15 protein-coding genes are annotated in these 16,251 nt (G+C 61.1%); 12 read left to right on the top strand and 3 right to left on the bottom strand.

The genetic code is table 11. From position 1 onward, the window contains the following. Positions 1-114: 114 nt before the first annotated feature. On the bottom strand, positions 115-3,486 hold the full coding sequence (locus ACRWA7_RS28285; protein ID WP_438393710.1) for an Rne/Rng family ribonuclease: 3,372 nt from the start codon (positions 3,484-3,486) through the stop codon (positions 115-117). Positions 3,487-4,412: 926 nt separating this feature from the next. On the opposite strand from ACRWA7_RS28285, the gene ACRWA7_RS28280 reads away from it, so the two are divergent. From ACRWA7_RS28280 to ACRWA7_RS28265, 4 genes are read left to right on the top strand one after another with little or no spacing between them, the layout of a single operon-like run. Further along, the gene (locus ACRWA7_RS28280; RefSeq protein ID WP_438393707.1) at positions 4,413-5,417 is read left to right on the top strand and encodes an RluA family pseudouridine synthase; all 1,005 of its coding nucleotides are present in this window, start codon (positions 4,413-4,415) and stop codon (positions 5,415-5,417) included. Further along, complete coding sequence (locus ACRWA7_RS28275; RefSeq protein ID WP_060856033.1) at positions 5,417-6,076, top strand: HAD-IIIA family hydrolase; 660 nt, start codon at positions 5,417-5,419, stop codon at positions 6,074-6,076. Before ACRWA7_RS28280 ends, ACRWA7_RS28275 begins: the two co-directional genes overlap by 1 nt. Beyond that, positions 6,073-6,459: a Rieske (2Fe-2S) protein gene (locus ACRWA7_RS28270; RefSeq protein ID WP_438393706.1), complete on the top strand. Its 387-nt coding sequence runs from the start codon at positions 6,073-6,075 to the stop codon at positions 6,457-6,459. Before ACRWA7_RS28275 ends, ACRWA7_RS28270 begins: the two co-directional genes overlap by 4 nt. Before the next feature lie 46 nt (positions 6,460-6,505). Then, positions 6,506-7,507, top strand: a complete 1,002-nt coding sequence (locus tag ACRWA7_RS28265; RefSeq protein ID WP_438393705.1) for a S49 family peptidase — start codon at positions 6,506-6,508, stop codon at positions 7,505-7,507. Positions 7,508-7,566: 59 nt separating this feature from the next. On the opposite strand, the gene ACRWA7_RS28260 is transcribed toward ACRWA7_RS28265, so the two are convergent. Then, entirely contained in the window at positions 7,567-8,286 is a 720-nt protein-coding gene (locus ACRWA7_RS28260) for an SAM-dependent methyltransferase (RefSeq protein WP_438393703.1), read from the bottom strand. Next, complete coding sequence (locus ACRWA7_RS28255; RefSeq protein ID WP_438393701.1) at positions 8,283-8,897, bottom strand: Maf-like protein; 615 nt, start codon at positions 8,895-8,897, stop codon at positions 8,283-8,285. The genes ACRWA7_RS28260 and ACRWA7_RS28255 overlap by 4 nt, the downstream gene beginning before the upstream one ends. A 408-nt stretch (positions 8,898-9,305) precedes the next feature. Here ACRWA7_RS28255 and ACRWA7_RS28250 point away from each other — a divergent pair, with 408 nt between their 5' ends. The 8 genes from ACRWA7_RS28250 (at position 9,306) to fabF (ending at position 16,240) form a co-directional block, all read left to right on the top strand. Then, on the top strand, positions 9,306-9,971 hold the full coding sequence (locus tag ACRWA7_RS28250; RefSeq protein WP_438393700.1) for a YceD family protein: 666 nt from the start codon (positions 9,306-9,308) through the stop codon (positions 9,969-9,971). 142 nt (positions 9,972-10,113) lie between these two features. Then, positions 10,114-10,293: a 50S ribosomal protein L32 gene (gene rpmF, locus ACRWA7_RS28245; RefSeq protein WP_056354381.1), complete on the top strand. Its 180-nt coding sequence runs from the start codon at positions 10,114-10,116 to the stop codon at positions 10,291-10,293. Between the two features lie 171 nt (positions 10,294-10,464). After that, positions 10,465-11,616, top strand: coding sequence for a phosphate acyltransferase PlsX (plsX, locus tag ACRWA7_RS28240; protein ID WP_438393697.1), 1,152 nt, complete (start codon positions 10,465-10,467; stop codon positions 11,614-11,616). Then, the gene (locus ACRWA7_RS28235; RefSeq protein ID WP_438393695.1) at positions 11,616-12,605 is read left to right on the top strand and encodes a beta-ketoacyl-ACP synthase III; all 990 of its coding nucleotides are present in this window, start codon (positions 11,616-11,618) and stop codon (positions 12,603-12,605) included. Before plsX ends, ACRWA7_RS28235 begins: the two co-directional genes overlap by 1 nt. 69 nt (positions 12,606-12,674) lie before the next feature. Further along, entirely contained in the window at positions 12,675-13,607 is a 933-nt protein-coding gene (gene fabD / locus ACRWA7_RS28230) for an ACP S-malonyltransferase (protein WP_438393692.1), read from the top strand. Between the two features lie 23 nt (positions 13,608-13,630). Then, on the top strand, positions 13,631-14,371 hold the full coding sequence (gene fabG, locus ACRWA7_RS28225) for a 3-oxoacyl-ACP reductase FabG (protein WP_438393689.1): 741 nt from the start codon (positions 13,631-13,633) through the stop codon (positions 14,369-14,371). Positions 14,372-14,605: 234 nt separating this feature from the next. Next, positions 14,606-14,845, top strand: coding sequence for an acyl carrier protein (acpP, locus tag ACRWA7_RS28220; RefSeq protein WP_004197638.1), 240 nt, complete (start codon positions 14,606-14,608; stop codon positions 14,843-14,845). 156 nt (positions 14,846-15,001) lie between these two features. Then, a complete protein-coding gene (gene fabF, locus ACRWA7_RS28215; protein ID WP_060856022.1) occupies positions 15,002-16,240 on the top strand; it encodes a beta-ketoacyl-ACP synthase II in 1,239 nt (412 codons plus the stop codon). Positions 16,241-16,251 lie beyond the last annotated feature (11 nt).

The following is a 16,251-nucleotide window of genomic DNA, read 5'->3' as shown; positions in this document are numbered from 1 at the left end:
CAGCAGTGATCCGCGGCAGTGCTTTGTGGTGTTTTTCACGCGCAAGAATAAAAAAGCGTCACGGACCGGAAGTCCGTGACGCTTTACTGAAGCATCAAACGCTATCAAGCGTACTTATTGAACGTCCTTACCCGTTTCGACCTGCTGCATGGGCGCGGAGTCGAGCGGCGGCAGGCGCTTGCGCTCGCGTACCACGCGTTTCGGCGCTTCGACCTGAGCCGCGGCTTCACGTGCCGCGCGAAGCTTGTCGGCGTCGGTGTTCACCCAGACGAGGCCGGCTGTATCCAGCATCGGCTTGAGCGCGTCTTCCTTCAGCGCGACCGGAGCAATTGCAGGAGCTGCCGGGGCTGGCTCAGCAGTTTCAACCGCTGCGAACGTCTTGACCGGCTCGGACTCGACCGGTGCGGACGGCGGCGCGACGACTGGCGCGGCCGGCGCAACGGCCGATACCATTTCCGACGTCGGCGATGCGGCGACAGCCGCCGTTTTCAACGGCTCCGCAGGCTGGGCAAGCGTTTCAGCGGCTTGCGGCGCCGCATGAGAAGCTGCTTGGGGCTCGGCCTGAGCAACGACGGGTTCTTCTGCCTTCGGGGTGTCGATGAACGGGCTCGCCGGCTTTTCTTCCGCTACCTTGGGCGTCGGGCCAAACGGGTTTTCGACAGGCCGCGGGGTTGCCGGCTTCTCGAACACGTTGATCGCGGGCGTTTCAGCCTGATGCGCGTGAACTTCATGCGCCTCGTGCTGCACCACGAACCCTTCGGCTTCCGCGTGCTTTGCTTCAATTGGTTCGGCGACCGGTTCTGCTGCGACTGGCGCCGCTGGTTCGACTGCCTGGACCGGTTCGACCGGCACCGCGCGAACCGGCTCGGGCAATTCCGTCACGGCAACGGCGGCAGCCGCAATCGGCTCGACCGTTACAGCCGATGGTTGAACCTGCGGCTTGGTTGCGGCAGGCGCGAAATCGCGCGTGTCGTCGCCGTCGGTATCGAATACACCGGCCTGAGCGCGCTCCGGATCGGTGCTTTCAGCCGTGCCTTCGCCTTCCGCAATATCCGCTGCCTGATTGACCGTCACGCCTTCTTCTTCGCGATCGCGACGTCCGCCGCGACGGCCCCGGCGACGACGACGGCGCTCTTCGCCTTCACGCGCCGCGCTAGCCTGATCGGCCTGCAATGCGTCGGCATTGCCGTTTTGCTGCGATTCCTGACCTGCCTGGCGCGCTTCCGTCAGATCGGATGCCGATGTTTCACCTTGCGTCAATGCTTCGACGGCCGCTTCCGGCTGAGGTTTCTTGCGCTCACCGCGTTCCCGGCGTTCGCTACGATCGACCGCTTCAGCGCGCTCGCGGTTATCGCGTGATTCACGCGGTTCGCGTGGCTCACGCTGTTCCCGCGGCTCACGGCCTTCGCGGGCCTCGCGCGGTTCGCGGCCTTCACGCGCCTCGCGCGGCTCACGGCCTTCGCGGCCACCGCGCGATTCACGGGGCTCCTTCGGCTCCCGCAGTTCGCGCGTATCACGCGGTTCGCGTCCTTCCTTCGGTTCGCGTTCCTCGCGGCGCGGGCTTTGACGCCCGCCTGCCGTGCCCGGTGCGCTCGCCGTGCCTGTGCTCGCTGCGCTATCTCGCGAACCAGCGCCACCACGACGATTCCGGTTGCGATCGCCTCCCTGGCCCGAGCGTTCCGGCCGCTCGCCGCGGGCCGGACGCGCCGGTGCGGGCGCAACGACAGGCGCTGGCGCCGGTTTCACTTCGGGCTGCACGCCAAACAGATTCTTCAGCCAGCCGATAAACCCGCCCGTCGATGCCGCCACCGGCGCGGGTGCCGCGACCGGAGCCGCCGCCACCTTCACCGGCGCGCTGGGCGCGGGCGAAGCCGGCGTAATGCCCTTGACCATTGCTTCCTGCTTGGGCTTCACTTCCTCGGTGCGCTTGCTGTAACCCGTTTCGGATTCCAGTTCGTGCGCGGCTTCCTCGGCCATCTTCCACGATGCACGCGGCTCATCCAGACGCGTATCGTCGTGACGCAGGCGTTCCAGCTTGTAATGCGGCGTTTCGAGATGCTTGTTCGGGATCAGCACCACATTGACCTTGAAACGCGACTCGATCTTGTTGATTTCCGAACGTTTTTCGTTCAGCAGGAAAGCAGTGACTTCCACCGGCACCTGGCAATGAATTGCCGCGGTGTTTTCCTTCATTGCTTCTTCCTGAATGATCCGCAGCACTTGCAGCGCGGACGATTCGGTATCGCGGATATGGCCCGTGCCGTTACAACGCGGGCACGTCACATGACTGCCTTCGGAGAGCGCCGGACGCAGCCGCTGGCGCGACAGTTCCATCAAGCCGAAACGCGAAATCTTGCCCATTTGTACGCGCGCACGATCGTGCTTCAACGCGTCTTTCAGGCGTTGCTCGACTTCGCGCTGGCTCTTGGCCGATTCCATGTCAATGAAGTCGATCACGATCAGCCCGCCCAGATCGCGCAGGCGCAACTGGCGCGCGACTTCGTCGGCGGCTTCGAGGTTCGTGCGGGTCGCCGTTTCCTCGATATCCGCGCCCTTGGTCGAGCGCGCCGAGTTCACGTCGATGGCCACCAGCGCTTCCGTGTGGTCGATCACGATCGCGCCGCCCGAGGGCAACGGCACCGTGCGCGAATACGCGGTCTCGATCTGGTGTTCGATCTGGAAACGGGAGAAGAGGGGAACGTCGTCGTGATAGCGCTTAACTTTGCTCAAGTTATCCGGCATCACGATGTCCATGAAGGCGCTGGCCTGGTCATGGATTTCGGTGGTATCGATGAGAATTTCGCCGATATCCGGCTGGAAGTAGTCGCGGATTGCGCGGATCACGAGGCTGGATTCGAGATAAATCAGCATCGGCTTGCCGGCCACGCCGCTTTGCGACGCCGCTTCCACCGCGCGCCACAGTTGCATCAGGTAGTTCAGATCCCACTGCAGTTCTTCGGCCGAACGGCCAATCCCCGCGGTTCGCGCGATGATGCTCATGCCATCCGGCAAATCGAGCTGCGACATGGTTTCGCGCAATTCCTGGCGCTCGTCGCCCTCGATCCGGCGCGATACACCGCCGCCGCGCGGGTTGTTCGGCATCAAGACGAGATAGCGTCCGGCAAGCGAAATAAACGTGGTCAGGGCCGCGCCCTTGTTGCCGCGCTCTTCCTTTTCGACCTGAACGATCAGTTCCTGGCCTTCGCGCAAAGCGTCCTGAATGCGTGCGGAGCGCATGTCGACGCCGTCCTTGAAGTACTGGCGGGCGACTTCCTTGAACGGCAGGAAACCATGGCGGTCCTCGCCGTAGTTCACAAAACAGGCTTCGAGCGACGGCTCGATGCGAGTCACAACTCCCTTGTAGATATTGCCTTTGCGCTGTTCGCGCCCGGCGGTTTCGATGTCGATATCGATGAGTTTTTGCCCATCGACGATAGCGACGCGCAATTCTTCTTGCTGCGTCGCGTTAAACAGCATGCGTTTCATTGGACGGCTCCAGAGCGGCTCTACCGGCCCCCATCGAGCGAATTCACGCGGTTGTCAGTCGCATGAAGCAGGAGGGCGGGCGCGCCGCGCTTTGTTGTTTGTTGTCACAAAGCACGCTGGGCGCGGGAGTTCTGGCTCGGAGAATTGCCTGAGGCGGGCTTTGCCACCAACGTGCGGCGAAATACGCCGCGACAGGTAGAAAGCCCTGGGCACATGCGAACAGGTTTGACACGCCGTGATTCGACGGCTGTCGGCTTAAGCGGCACAGCACTGCGGCTCGACGTCCAGCAAACAAATCGAGGAGCCAGCAGCGCAGCCAGCAGCAGCCGGATGCATCCTGCAGCAGTTTCGTTTTCAGCCGGCGTTTTCTCTCGCAAAATCGCGGGTAAGCAAAACGGCCAGGCTCTGGTTCAAAACTGCGGCAGACTGCCGTTGTGGCTTTTCAGGCGCTCGAAGCGCCCGATCAACCGCGTTGGGTGTCTCGCCTTGTTACAACGTCCGCCACGCTTCGCCCGTTTCAGCGCAGCTTGCGGCAGACCATTGTTTTCTTCGCTACGGCAAAGCGCCGACGTTCCGGTCGCCCAATACCTGATATCCGCCCAATATCTTTTCGATACCTGCCTGATACCCGGGGTCGAATCCGGACCCGGCCGAATAAAATCCGGCCTTCATCAACTCTCGCCGATAAAATTCTTGATCGCCAAAAATCCGTTACCGTGTCGGCGATCGACTCGACCGAACGCGCCTGTGGGCACCGTCCCTGCCGCGCGATATCGCCGTGCGTGCAACTCGTTACTCCGTTTTCCGGGTGAGCAACTGGCCCTGGGCGCAAGTAAAATAACGGTTGTCCGCTTGCACCTGTACAGTCTGACAACATCCGGCCAGCTTACTGGCTTTTTCCAGACTGTCCGCAAATTATATTCAGAATGAATGAGTTAGGCAAAACATCCCATAAAAAGGTCGCAAGCGAACAGGTCTCGATGATCGAGATCGACGAGAACGCAGCGGGTCAACGCATCGACAATTTTTTACTTCGCGTCTGTAAAGGCGTGCCGAAAAGCCACATTTACCGGATTTTGCGCAGCGGCGAAGTTCGTGTGAACAAAGGGCGCATTGACGCGGCATATCGGCTGGAAATGGGCGATCTGGTTCGCGTGCCGCCCATTCGTACCGCTCAACTGGACGAGACACCGGTTTCGTCGAATGCGCCAGCCGCCGAATTCCCCATACTATTTGAAGACGATCACCTGATCGTGATCGACAAACCCGCCGGCGTTGCCGTTCATGGTGGCAGCGGCGTGGCGTTCGGCGTGATCGAGCAGTTACGCAATGCGCGTCCGCAGGCGAAGTTCCTCGAATTGGTGCATCGGTTGGACCGTGAGACGTCCGGCGTGCTGATGCTCGCGAAAAAACGCTCGGCGCTCGTGAACCTGCACGAACAGATGCGCGACAACAAAATCGATAAACGCTATCAGGCAGTTGGCCACGGCGAGTGGCTGGCGGGCTGGGGGCGCCGAAGGATCGTGAAAGAATCCTTGCACAAATATCTGACGCCCGAAGGCGAGCGGCGCGTGCGGGTTCAGGACGACGGGCTGGCATCGCACACCGTTTTCAACCTGATCGAGCGCTTCGACGAATACGCCTGGGTCGAGGCCGAACTTAAAACCGGCCGCACGCACCAGATTCGCGTGCATATGGCGCACATTGGCCTGCCGATTGCCGGCGACGCCAAATACGGCGACTTCGCGCTGAACAAGAATCTGGTGCGTCCCGATGCAAAGCCGTCGCTAAAACGCATGTTCCTGCACGCTTTCCGCCTGAAACTGGTTCATCCGGCAACGGGCGAGACGCTCCAGGTCGAAGCGCCGCTGCCGGCCGAATGCAGGCGGTTCATCGAACAACTCAAACAATTTTCCAGAGAGACAGAGTAATGGCGCGTCAGCAATTCGACCTGATTGTCTTCGACTGGGATGGCACCTTGATGGACTCCACGGCGCATATTACGCGCAGCATTCAGGCGGCCTGCCGCGACCTGAGCCTGCCCGTTCCCGCCGACGAAGCCGCGAGCTACGTCATCGGGCTTGGCCTGCGCGACGCGTTGCAGATCGCGGCGCCCACGCTCGATCCCACCGATTACCCGAAGCTGGCGGAGCGGTATCGCTTTCATTACCTGATCAAGGGTGAGCAAACCGAACTCTTCGAGGGCGTGCGCCAGATGCTGCAAAACCTGCGTGACGAGGGTTATCTGCTGGCGGTCGCGACGGGAAAAAGCCGCGTGGGCCTGAACCGGGCGCTCGACCAGTCGCGCCTGACGAGCCTTTTCGACGGAACGCGCTGCGCCGACGAGACCTTCTCCAAACCGCATCCCGCGATGCTGCACGAACTGACCCGCGAACTGGGTCAGAACGTGAACCGCACGGTGATGGTCGGCGACACCACGCACGACCTGCAAATGGCGAAGAATGCGGGCGCGGCGTCGGTTGGCGTGACGTATGGCGCGCATCCGGCGAAGTCGCTGCATGCGCTCGAGCCGCTTTTCGTCGCCGAAAACGTGACCGCGCTCGGCGACTGGTTGCGGGAGAACGCATGACGGGAACGCCGCCTGAAGCGGTGCGGATCTGCGCATCGGAGGAACTGGTCGATGGCGGCGATGGCGTTCGCCGCAGCGCAGCCGGCAAAAGCGGCGAAGCCACGGTGTTTTTCGTTCGCTACGACGGCAGGCCGTTCGGCTATCTCAACCAGTGCGCGCACGTGCCCATGGAGCTGGACTGGTCCGAAGGCAAGTTCTTCGAGAGCTCCGGCTTATACTTGATGTGCGCGACCCACGGCGCAATTTACGAGCCGGATACCGGGAAATGCGTCGGCGGCCCGTGCCGCGGCGCGCGTTTGCGGAAGGTTGAAACCGAAGAGCGCGATACGCCGGAAGGCCGTGCTGTTTTCTGGCTTCCCGACGACGACCTGCGCCCCGCTTGAACCAAAAACTCCCGATTCAATCTTTAATCAGTCAACCAGGCGACGCATGTCCGATCACATTCCCACCGACCCTTCCGACCCGTTGCGTCCGGCGCCCGCGGGCGCCCCACGGAGTGAAAACTGGGAGCGCGCCGCGCTTGAACGCATCGCGCTCGCGGCGATCAACGAGCAGCGCTCGGCGCGCCGCTGGCGCATTTTCTTTCGTTTCGTTTTTCTCGCCATCCTCGCGGTTGCGGTCTGGCGGGCATTCGATTTCACCAGCGACAAGGTATCGAAGACTGCTCGGCACACGGCGTTGGTCGAACTCGAAGGCGAAATTTCCGCCAATAGCGACGCAAGCGCTGACAACGTCAACGCGGCGCTCGACAGCGCGTTCGAAGACGACGCCACGGCCGCCGTGATCCTTCGCTGCAATAGCCCCGGCGGCAGTCCGGTGCAGGCGGGCATCATCAATCGGGAAATCACGCGCTTGCGGACGAAGTATCCGTCGAAGCCGCTTTACGTGGTCGTAAACGACATGTGCGCGTCGGGTGGCTATTACGCCGCTGCTGCTGCTGACAAGATTTACGTCGATAAGGCGAGCATCGTTGGCTCGATTGGCGTGCTGATGGACGGTTTTGGTTTCACTGGCCTGATGAGCAAGCTTGGCGTGGAGCGCCGCCTGCATACGTCCGGCGCGAACAAGGGCGCGTTCGATCCGTTCTCGCCTGAAACGCCGGTAATGGATGCGCACGCGCAGGAAATGCTGGACCAGATCCATACGCAATTCATCGATGCCGTCAAAAAAGGCCGCGGATCGCGCCTGAAAGACAGTCCCGACATCTTCTCGGGCATGTTCTGGACCGGCCAGAAAAGCGTGGAACTGGGTCTCGCCGATGGTTTCGGCGACGCGGATTACGTCGCGCGTGAGATTGTGAAGCAGCCGGATCTTGTTGATTACACGCAGAAAGAGAGCATTGGCGAACGCGTTGCGCGCAAATTTGGCGCGGCGGCTGGAAACGCATCCATAGAGGCGCTGATGACAAGCGGAAAAATGCAGTTGAAATAGCTTTCTGTAGGCAATGAAAACGCTCGCCGTGGACGTTCCCGGCGAGCGTTTTTTATGTTTTATGCACCCAGCAGCAGGAAAATCGCCGGCCGCTTATGCAGTTCGGGTGCGGTTTTCTTTTTCCATTCGGCCACCGTTCGCGTAACGATCGTTTCCTCCGGCAGCGTCAGGTCCACCGCGACGCAAACGAGCGTCGACGGTGCACAAGCCGCGAGCAACGTATCCAGCAACGCACGATTCCGATATGGCGTTTCGATAAAAATCTGCGTCTGGTTCGCTTTCCTCGACAGCATTTCAAGGTCCCGCAGACGTTTGCCGCGCTCGGCGGCATCGACGGGAAGGTAGCCGTTGAACGCAAAGCTCTGGCCGTTCATTCCCGACGCCATCAACGCCAGCAAAATCGAACTCGGTCCAACAAACGGTACGACTTTCACGCCGCGTTCATGCGCACGGCGCACGAGCAGGGCGCCCGGATCGGCGACCGCGGGGCAACCGGCCTCGGAAACGAGTCCTGCGTCAGTGCCGCCCAGAATCGGCGCTAGCAGCTTTTCGACTTCGCCGGGCGGCGTGTTGACGTTCAACTCGCGGATTTCGATTTCCTGGATCGGACGCTCGGTTCCGACTTTCTTGAGGAATGCGCGCGTGGTTTTCGCGTTTTCGCCGATGTAATACTGCAGCGCCGCCGCGCGTGCGCGAACCGGTTCGGGCAGGACGTGGGCCAGCGCGGCGCTGTCGCCTTCGCCGAGCGTGTTGGGAATCAGATACAGAACGCCGCTCATGCTGCCTCCACCAAAGGAAATCCGGCCGCGCGCAGCATTTTCGACAACGCGATCAGCGGCAAGCCGATCAGCGCGGTGGGATCATCGGAATGAATGGCTGAGACGAGCGTGATGCCTAATCCCTCCGATTTCGCGCTTCCCGCCACGTCGTAAGGCGTTTCGGCGAGTAGATAGGCTTCGATTTCGTCATCGGAAAGATCGCGAAACTGCACGCGGGTAACGATATCGGCGGACTGGACGTTGCCCGTGCGGCTATCGAAAAGGCATAACGCGCTATGGAACTCGACGCTTTTGCCGCGCATAAACTGGAGTTGGGCGCGCGCATTGTCGTGCGTGCCGGGCTTGCCGATCTGCCGGCCGTCGCAGGTGGCGACCTGATCCGAGCCGATAACCAGCGCGCCGGCCGCGTCCGTCACGCGCTTCGCGGCCGTACGGGCTTTCGCCTCCGAAAGCCGCAGGGCCGTGGCTTCGGGCGTTTCCGCGTCGAGCGGCGTTTCGTCTATGTCGGGTGTGATTACATCGAACGGAACGCGCAGGCGTTCGAGCAATTCCCGTCGATAACGCGAACTCGATGCAAGGACGAGACGCGGCTTATTTGAGACATCGGGCATGAAAAGAACCGGCTAAACAAGGAGATTGGCGGTTGCGGTGTTTGCGCCGCAACCCGAAGCATAAGTGTTTGACTCGAAAAGACAAAGCCGCTATAGTTTTGGGCTTTTCATCGGTGCGCGCAGGGTGTTCAAGCAGTTTTTGCGTTTGATTGAATAAGAGCACGATGAAAATGAGCGGCGGCCTGCAGTGAAGCGCGACGGCCGGAAGTGTACCGAGATATGTTGTGGTTTTCAGGGCCAGAAGCGTTGGAAGCGTCATAAGCCTGCTTCGCCTTGTCCGGTAAAATCCGGATAAACCACACCAGCCGGACGGGTTCAGTGCGGTGCATACTGCAGCTTCCATCCCGGTCGTGTTCCGTGCACTCGCTTTTTCAGCCGTCGCGGTAATGACCCATCGCAGGAGCGCACATGACACAAAATCCTGGCAAACCTGCATGTCCCGAGGACTTGCGCGCACTCGACCTGTTCGACTTTGCCCAGAGCCGCCGGCAGGCGGCGGGCGGTGTACGGGTTTCGCAGTTGCCGCGTCTGCTCAGTGAAGTGCCGGCGGACGCGCCCGATCGCGACACGGTGTTTTCATGGCAGGCCGAAGGCTCCATGCAGCCCGAGTTGCAGGACGACGGCACCGAAGCGCCGCAGCCGTATTTGCGGCTTGCCGTGCACGGCTCAGTCTGGATCGAATGTCAGCGTTGTTTATCGCCGTATTCGCAGCACCTTGATGTCGACGCAACGTATCGCATTGTGTTGACGGAAGAAGAAGCAGATGAATTTCCGCTGGACAACGATGAAGTCGAGGTGATCGTGGGCTCGCGCCAGTTCGATCTCATCGACTTGATCGAAGAGGAATTGTTGTTGTCCTTGCCGCTCGTGCCCAAGCACGACGTGTGTCCCGAAGTGCACGAGAGCCTGAACACGGATCTCTACAGCGCCGAGGGCGAGCTGGACGAAGGTGGTCTGAATGGCGAAGCAGAATCGCGGCAGGATGGCGGTTCGGGCAGCGGCTCAAACAGGCCCAACCCCTTCGCCGCGCTCGGCAAGCTCAAGCAGGGCGGTTCCGGCAACGACACGCATTAAAAAAAGTAGTGATGTCCGGCGCTCAAGCCGGGTATCGGATCGTCATTCGGCGCGATGCGTCCGGACGGGCTCGCTGGCTTCAGGTCGGGGTCGCCGGTGTGTCGAGCTGTGTTAGAATTCGCAAAATTTTTCTGGAGTCATCATGGCAGTTCAGCAAAACAAGAAATCGCCGTCCAAGCGCGGCATGCATCGTTCGCACGACTTCCTCACGGCGCCGGCGCTGGCCGTTGAGCCGGGCACGGGTGAAGTTCATCTGCGTCACCACGTGAGCCCGAACGGCTACTATCGTGGCAAGAAAGTCATCAAGACGAAGAACGATTGAGCGTACTGCGGGCAATGCGTCCGCGACGCTTGGTGCGTCTCGCGTCGCCGTCTTGACTCATGGTCTGACACATGAATTGAGCTACGGTCGCTCGCGTTTGACATCTTCCTGGTGTAACAAGAAGGCGGCATTTTACTGCCGCTTTTTTGTGCCTGAAATTCGTCGCACTCCATGACCGTAAAGATCACCATCGACTGCATGGGAGGCGACCACGGCCCGTCCGTGACCGTTCCCGCCGCTGTCAGTTTCGTGCGTTCGCATCCCGATGCGCATTTGCTGCTCGTCGGCATCGAGTCGGCTATTCGCGCGCAGTTGAAGAAGTGCAAGGCCGCCGGCGAAACCCGGCTGACGGTCGTCCCGGCTACGGAAGTAGTCGAGATGGACGACCCGGTGGAAGTCGCGCTGCGCCGGAAGAAGGATTCGTCGATGCGCGTGGCGCTCAATCTCGTCAAGGAAGGGCAGGCGCAGACCTGCATTTCGGCGGGCAACACGGGCGCATTGATGGCCGTGTCGCGTTACGTGCTCAAGACGCTGCCGGGCATAGAACGGCCGGCTATCGCGTTTGCCATGCCGAGCCAGAAGGGCTTCACCACCGTGCTCGACCTGGGCGCGAACGTGGACTGCGAGCCGCAGCACCTGCTGCAGTTCGCCGAGATGGGACATGCGCTGGTGGCCGCTATCGGCAGCAAGGAGCGGCCGACCATCGGCCTGCTCAACATTGGCGAAGAAGTCATCAAGGGCAACGACACCATCAAGCGCGCCGGCGAACTGCTGCGCGCAAGCACGCTCAACTTCTACGGCAACGTGGAAGGCAATGACATCTATAAAGGCACAACAGACGTAGTCGTCTGCGACGGATTTGTCGGCAACGTGGCGCTGAAGACGTCGGAAGGTCTCGCGCAAATGCTCACCGACATGATCCGCGAGGAATTCAGCCGGTCACTCGCGACCAAGCTGATGGCGATCGTCGCACTGCCGGTTCTCAAGCGCTTCAAACGACGCGTCGATCCCGCCCAATACAACGGCGCGGCGCTCCTCGGGTTGCGCGGCCTCGTCATCAAAAGCCATGGCTCGGCGCAAGCCTACGGGTTTGAGTGGGCTATCAAACGCGGGTATGATGCGGTCAAAAATGGCGTGCTGGAACGGCTCGTACGCGCCATGGAAGAAAATGCTGCGCCTGTGCAACAAGCGGCGCTGGACACTGCCGCTGACGCAGCCGTGACCGTGGACCCGGCAGCACCAGCCGCCTCCGGCGACGCGGCCGTTTCACGCCCGCTCGTGCAGCCGGGCGCACCGGGCGCCGCGCTACCCTCGAAGGCATAATGGCTCAATCGAATCTCTATTCCCGTGTGATCGGAACGGGCAGTTATCTGCCAGCCGATCGCGTCACGAATCAGGATCTGGCCGACCGGCTGGCCAGGCAAGCCGTGGAAACGAGCGATGAATGGATCGTCGCTCGCACAGGCATCCACGCGCGCCACTTCGCCGCGCCCGATCAGACCACGAGCGAACTCGCCCTGCACGCGTCGCGCCAGGCGATTGAAGCAGCGGGAATCGATCCGGAATCGATCGACCTGATCATTGTGGCGACCTCCACGCCTGACTTTGTCTTTCCCAGCACGGCCTGCCTGCTGCAGAACAAGCTCGGTATCAAGAATGGCGGCGCCGCATTCGATATCCAGGCGGTCTGCTCCGGTTTCGCCTACGCCGTCGCCACCGCCGACAGCTTCATTCGCGGTGGCATGAATCGCACGGCGCTCGTCGTGGGCGCCGAAACGTTCTCCCGTATCCTCGATTTCAACGACCGCACCACCTGCGTGCTGTTTGGTGACGGCGCGGGCGCGGTCATCCTGCAGGCGTCGGACGAACCGGGCGTGCTGTCGAGCGCGCTTCACGCGGACGGCAGCCATTCGAGCATCCTGTGCACGCCGGGCAATGTGAACAAGGGTGTGATAGAAGGCAGCGCGTTCCTGCACATGGACGGCCAGGCGGTCTTCAAGCTCGCTGTGAAAGTGCTCGAGAAAGTGGCCGTCGAGGCGCTGGAAAAGGCGCGGCTCACGGCTGGCGACATCGACTGGCTGATTCCGCATCAAGCCAATATCCGCATCATGGAAAGCACGGCGAAGAAGCTTCATGTGCCGCTCGAACGCATGGTCGTGACCGTCGGCGAGCATGGCAACACGTCGGCGGCTTCGATTCCGCTCGCACTCGACGTCGCGGTGCGCGACGGCCGCATCAAGCGCGGCCAGCATGTGCTGATAGAAGGCGTCGGCGGCGGCTTCACCTGGGGCGCTTCGGTCATCCGCTACTGAACGCGGCGTCAGTGCCCGCGTTGCCTGGCCGCATCGGCCATTCGACCCATCCAATTGAGTAAGGACGTCATGAAATTCGCGTTCGTTTTTCCGGGACAAGGCTCCCAATCGGTCGGCATGCTCAACGCATTCGCCGATCACGCCGTAGTGCGCGAAACCGTGCAACAGGCATCCGATGCACTCGGCCAGGATCTGGGCAAACTGATCGCCGAAGGTCCGGCGGAAGATCTTGGACTCACGACCAACACGCAGCCTGTGATGTTGACGGCCGCTTATGCAATTTATCGTGTGTGGGAGAAGGAAACCGGGCTGAAGCCGGCGCTGGTGGCTGGACACAGCCTCGGCGAATACACGGCGTTGGTGGCGGCCGGCGCGCTGAAATTCTCGGACGCCGTGCCGCTCGTGCGCTTTCGCGCGCAAGCCATGCAGAGCGCGGTTCCCGTGGGCGAAGGCGGCATGGCCGCAATCCTGGGTCTCGACGACGACGCCGTGCGCGCCGTCTGCGCGGAAGCATCGGCGGCCGGCATTGTGGAAGCGGTCAACTTCAACGCGCCTTCGCAAGTGGTGATCGCGGGCGCGAAAGCCGGCGTGGAGAAGGCCTGCGAACTGGCCAAGGCGAAGGGCGCGAAGCGCGCGCTGCCGCTGCCGGTTTCGGCGCCGTTTCATTCGTCGTTGCTTAAGCCCGCGTCGGATCAATTGCGCGAATATCTGGCGAGCGTCGAAATTGACGTGCCGCAGATTCCGCTGATCAATAACATCGATGTTGCCAGCGTCGCCGAACCGGCCGCCATCAAGGATGCGCTCGTGCGTCAGGCGGCGGGTCCCGTGCGATGGGTGGAAACGGTGCAGAAAATGGCGCATGAAGGCGTCACGCATGTGATCGAATGCGGTCCGGGCAAGGTGCTGAACGGCTTGACGAAGCGTATAGATGGCGCGCTCGTCGGTGCGTCGATTTTCGATCCCGCTTCGCTCGACGAAGTTCGCGCGCTGCTCGCCGGCTGAACAAGACAAGGAACGGATAAAACATGAGTCTGGACAAGCAGATTGTTGTCGTAACGGGTGCATCGCGCGGAATCGGACGCTCGATCGCGCTCGAACTCGCGCGTCAGGGCGCGACCGTGATTGGCACGGCGACCAGCGAAAGCGGCGCCGAAGCAATCACCGCAGCGCTGAAGGAAGCCTGCGTGCAAGGCCGCGGCGCGGTGCTGGACGTGACGGACGCCGCCGCGAGCGAGGGGTTTATCGACGGCGTGGTGAAGGAATTTGGCGCGCTGAATGTGCTCGTGAACAACGCCGGGATCACGAAAGATCAATTGGCGATGCGCATGAAAGACGAAGAATTCGATGCTGTTATCGACACGAACCTGCGCGCCGTCTTCCGCCTGTCGCGCGCCGTTCTGCGCCCGATGATGAAAGCGCGCGGCGGACGGATCATCAATATCACGTCGGTGGTGGCTTCTTCGGGCAATCCGGGCCAGGCGAACTACGCGGCCGCGAAGGCTGGCGTGGCGGGCATGACGCGCGCCCTGGCGCGAGAAATCGGCAGCCGCGGAATCACGGTGAACTGCATTGCGCCGGGTTTTATCGATACCGACATGACCAAGGTCTTGCCGGAAGCGCAGCGTGCGGCGCTCACAGCACAGATACCACTCGGCCGACTGGGCAGCCCCGAAGATATCGCTCATGCTGTGGCTTTCCTCGCTTCGCCGCACGCGGGCTACATCACGGGAACCACGCTCCATGTGAACGGCGGCATGTACATGTGACAGGCATTTCGTTAATATCCGCGCCTTGGCGGGTGCGCAAAATGCTTGTTGAAAGCAAGCTGCGCGAGACGCGAAATGCGCTGTAGCTAGCCGGTGACGTTGAAAGGGTGTGACGTGCATTGGACGGGCGTCGCACGTGAAGCAAACCTGATTTGTGCGTGGGTTATTACGGGTACAAACCTGATAAAATGCGCGCACTTGTGTTTTTGAACTACATTTCCCTCGGAGGGCTGCATGGACAATATCGAACAGCGCGTGAAGAAGATCGTCGCCGAACAACTGGGCGTCGCCGAAGCTGAAATCAAGAACGAAGCTTCGTTCGTGAACGATCTGGGCGCTGACTCGCTTGACACCGTCGAACTCGTGATGGCTCTCGAAGACGAATTCGGCATGGAAATTCCGGACGAAGAAGCGGAAAAGATCACGACGGTTCAGCAAGCAATCGACTACGCTCGCGCGAACGTCAAGGCTTAAGAGCCAAGCGCAGCTACTGCTACGATATTCGGGGTTGACGCTCTGTTGCGCTTCGAACCGCGCTTCGAACCGATTTAACGGCCACAGGGCTCACAGGGCGATTTCCTGTGAACCTTGTGGCTTTTGCTTTTTGTCATTTATGGATAAGGGGTTACCGTGAGCCGTCGTCGTGTTGTTGTTACAGGCCTTGGGCTGATTTCGCCTGTCGGCAATACCGTTGCCGACGGCTGGGCCAATCTGGTCGCCGGCAAGTCGGGCATCGCCGAGATCACGAAGTTCGACGCAACGAACTTCTCCACGCGCTTTGCCGGTGAAGTCAAGGGCTTCAATGTCGAAGACTATATGCCGGCGAAGGAAGCGCGCCACATGGATACCTTTATCCATTACGGCATTGCGGCCGGTGTTCAGGCCATGCAGGACAGCGGGCTTGAAATCACCGAAGAGAACTCGGAGCGCGTAGGTGTTGTGGTGGGCTCGGGAATTGGCGGCTTGCCGATGATCGAAGTCACGCAAACGGAATTGCTCAATCGCGGCCCGCGCCGGATTTCTCCGTTCTTCGTGCCGGCGTCGATCATCAACATGATCTCTGGCCACCTGTCCATCCGGTTTGGGTTGAAAGGGCCGAATCTCGCGATCGTGACTGCCTGCACCACAGGGCTGCATTGCATTGGAGAAGGTTCGCGGCTGATCGAATACGGAGACGCCGACGTGATGATCTGCGGTGGATCCGAAGCTACCGTGTCGCCGCTGGGTGTGGGCGGATTCGCGGCGGCGCGCGCGCTGTCGCAACGCAATGATGACCCGGCAACCGCTAGCCGTCCGTGGGACAAGGATCGCGACGGGTTTGTGCTGGGCGAAGGCGCTGGCGTGATGGTGCTTGAAGAGTACGAACACGCGAAGGCACGCGGCGCGAAGATTTATGCGGAAGTCAGCGGCTACGGCATGAGCGGCGACGCATATCACATGACCGCGCCGCCTGAGGATGGCGACGGCGCGCGCCGCAGCATGCGCAATGCGTTGAAAAACGCCCAGGTCAATCCCGACGAAGTGCATTACCTGAACGCGCACGGCACGTCCACGCCGCTCGGCGATCTGGCGGAAACAATCGGTATCAAGAACACCTTTGGTGACCACGCGAAGAAAATCGTCGTGAACTCCACCAAGTCGATGACCGGGCACCTGCTCGGCGGCGCAGGCGGACTGGAGTCGGTGTTCACGGTGCTGGCGCTGCATCATCAGGTATCGCCGCCGACCATCAACATCTTTAACCAGGATCCGGCGTGTGATCTGGACTACTGCGCGAACGAAGCGCGGGAAATGAAGATCGACGTGGCGCTGAAAAATTCGTTCGGCTTCGGCGGCACGAACGGCACGCTCGTTTTCAAGCGGCATTGAACGTCACCGGG

Origin of the sequence: Caballeronia sp. DA-9 (genome assembly GCF_051615025.1) — a bacterium.
GTDB lineage: Bacteria > Pseudomonadota > Gammaproteobacteria > Burkholderiales > Burkholderiaceae > Caballeronia > Caballeronia sordidicola.
The sequence above is the reverse complement of the archived record's forward strand: the minus strand, read 5'-3'. Positions and strand labels throughout refer to the sequence as shown.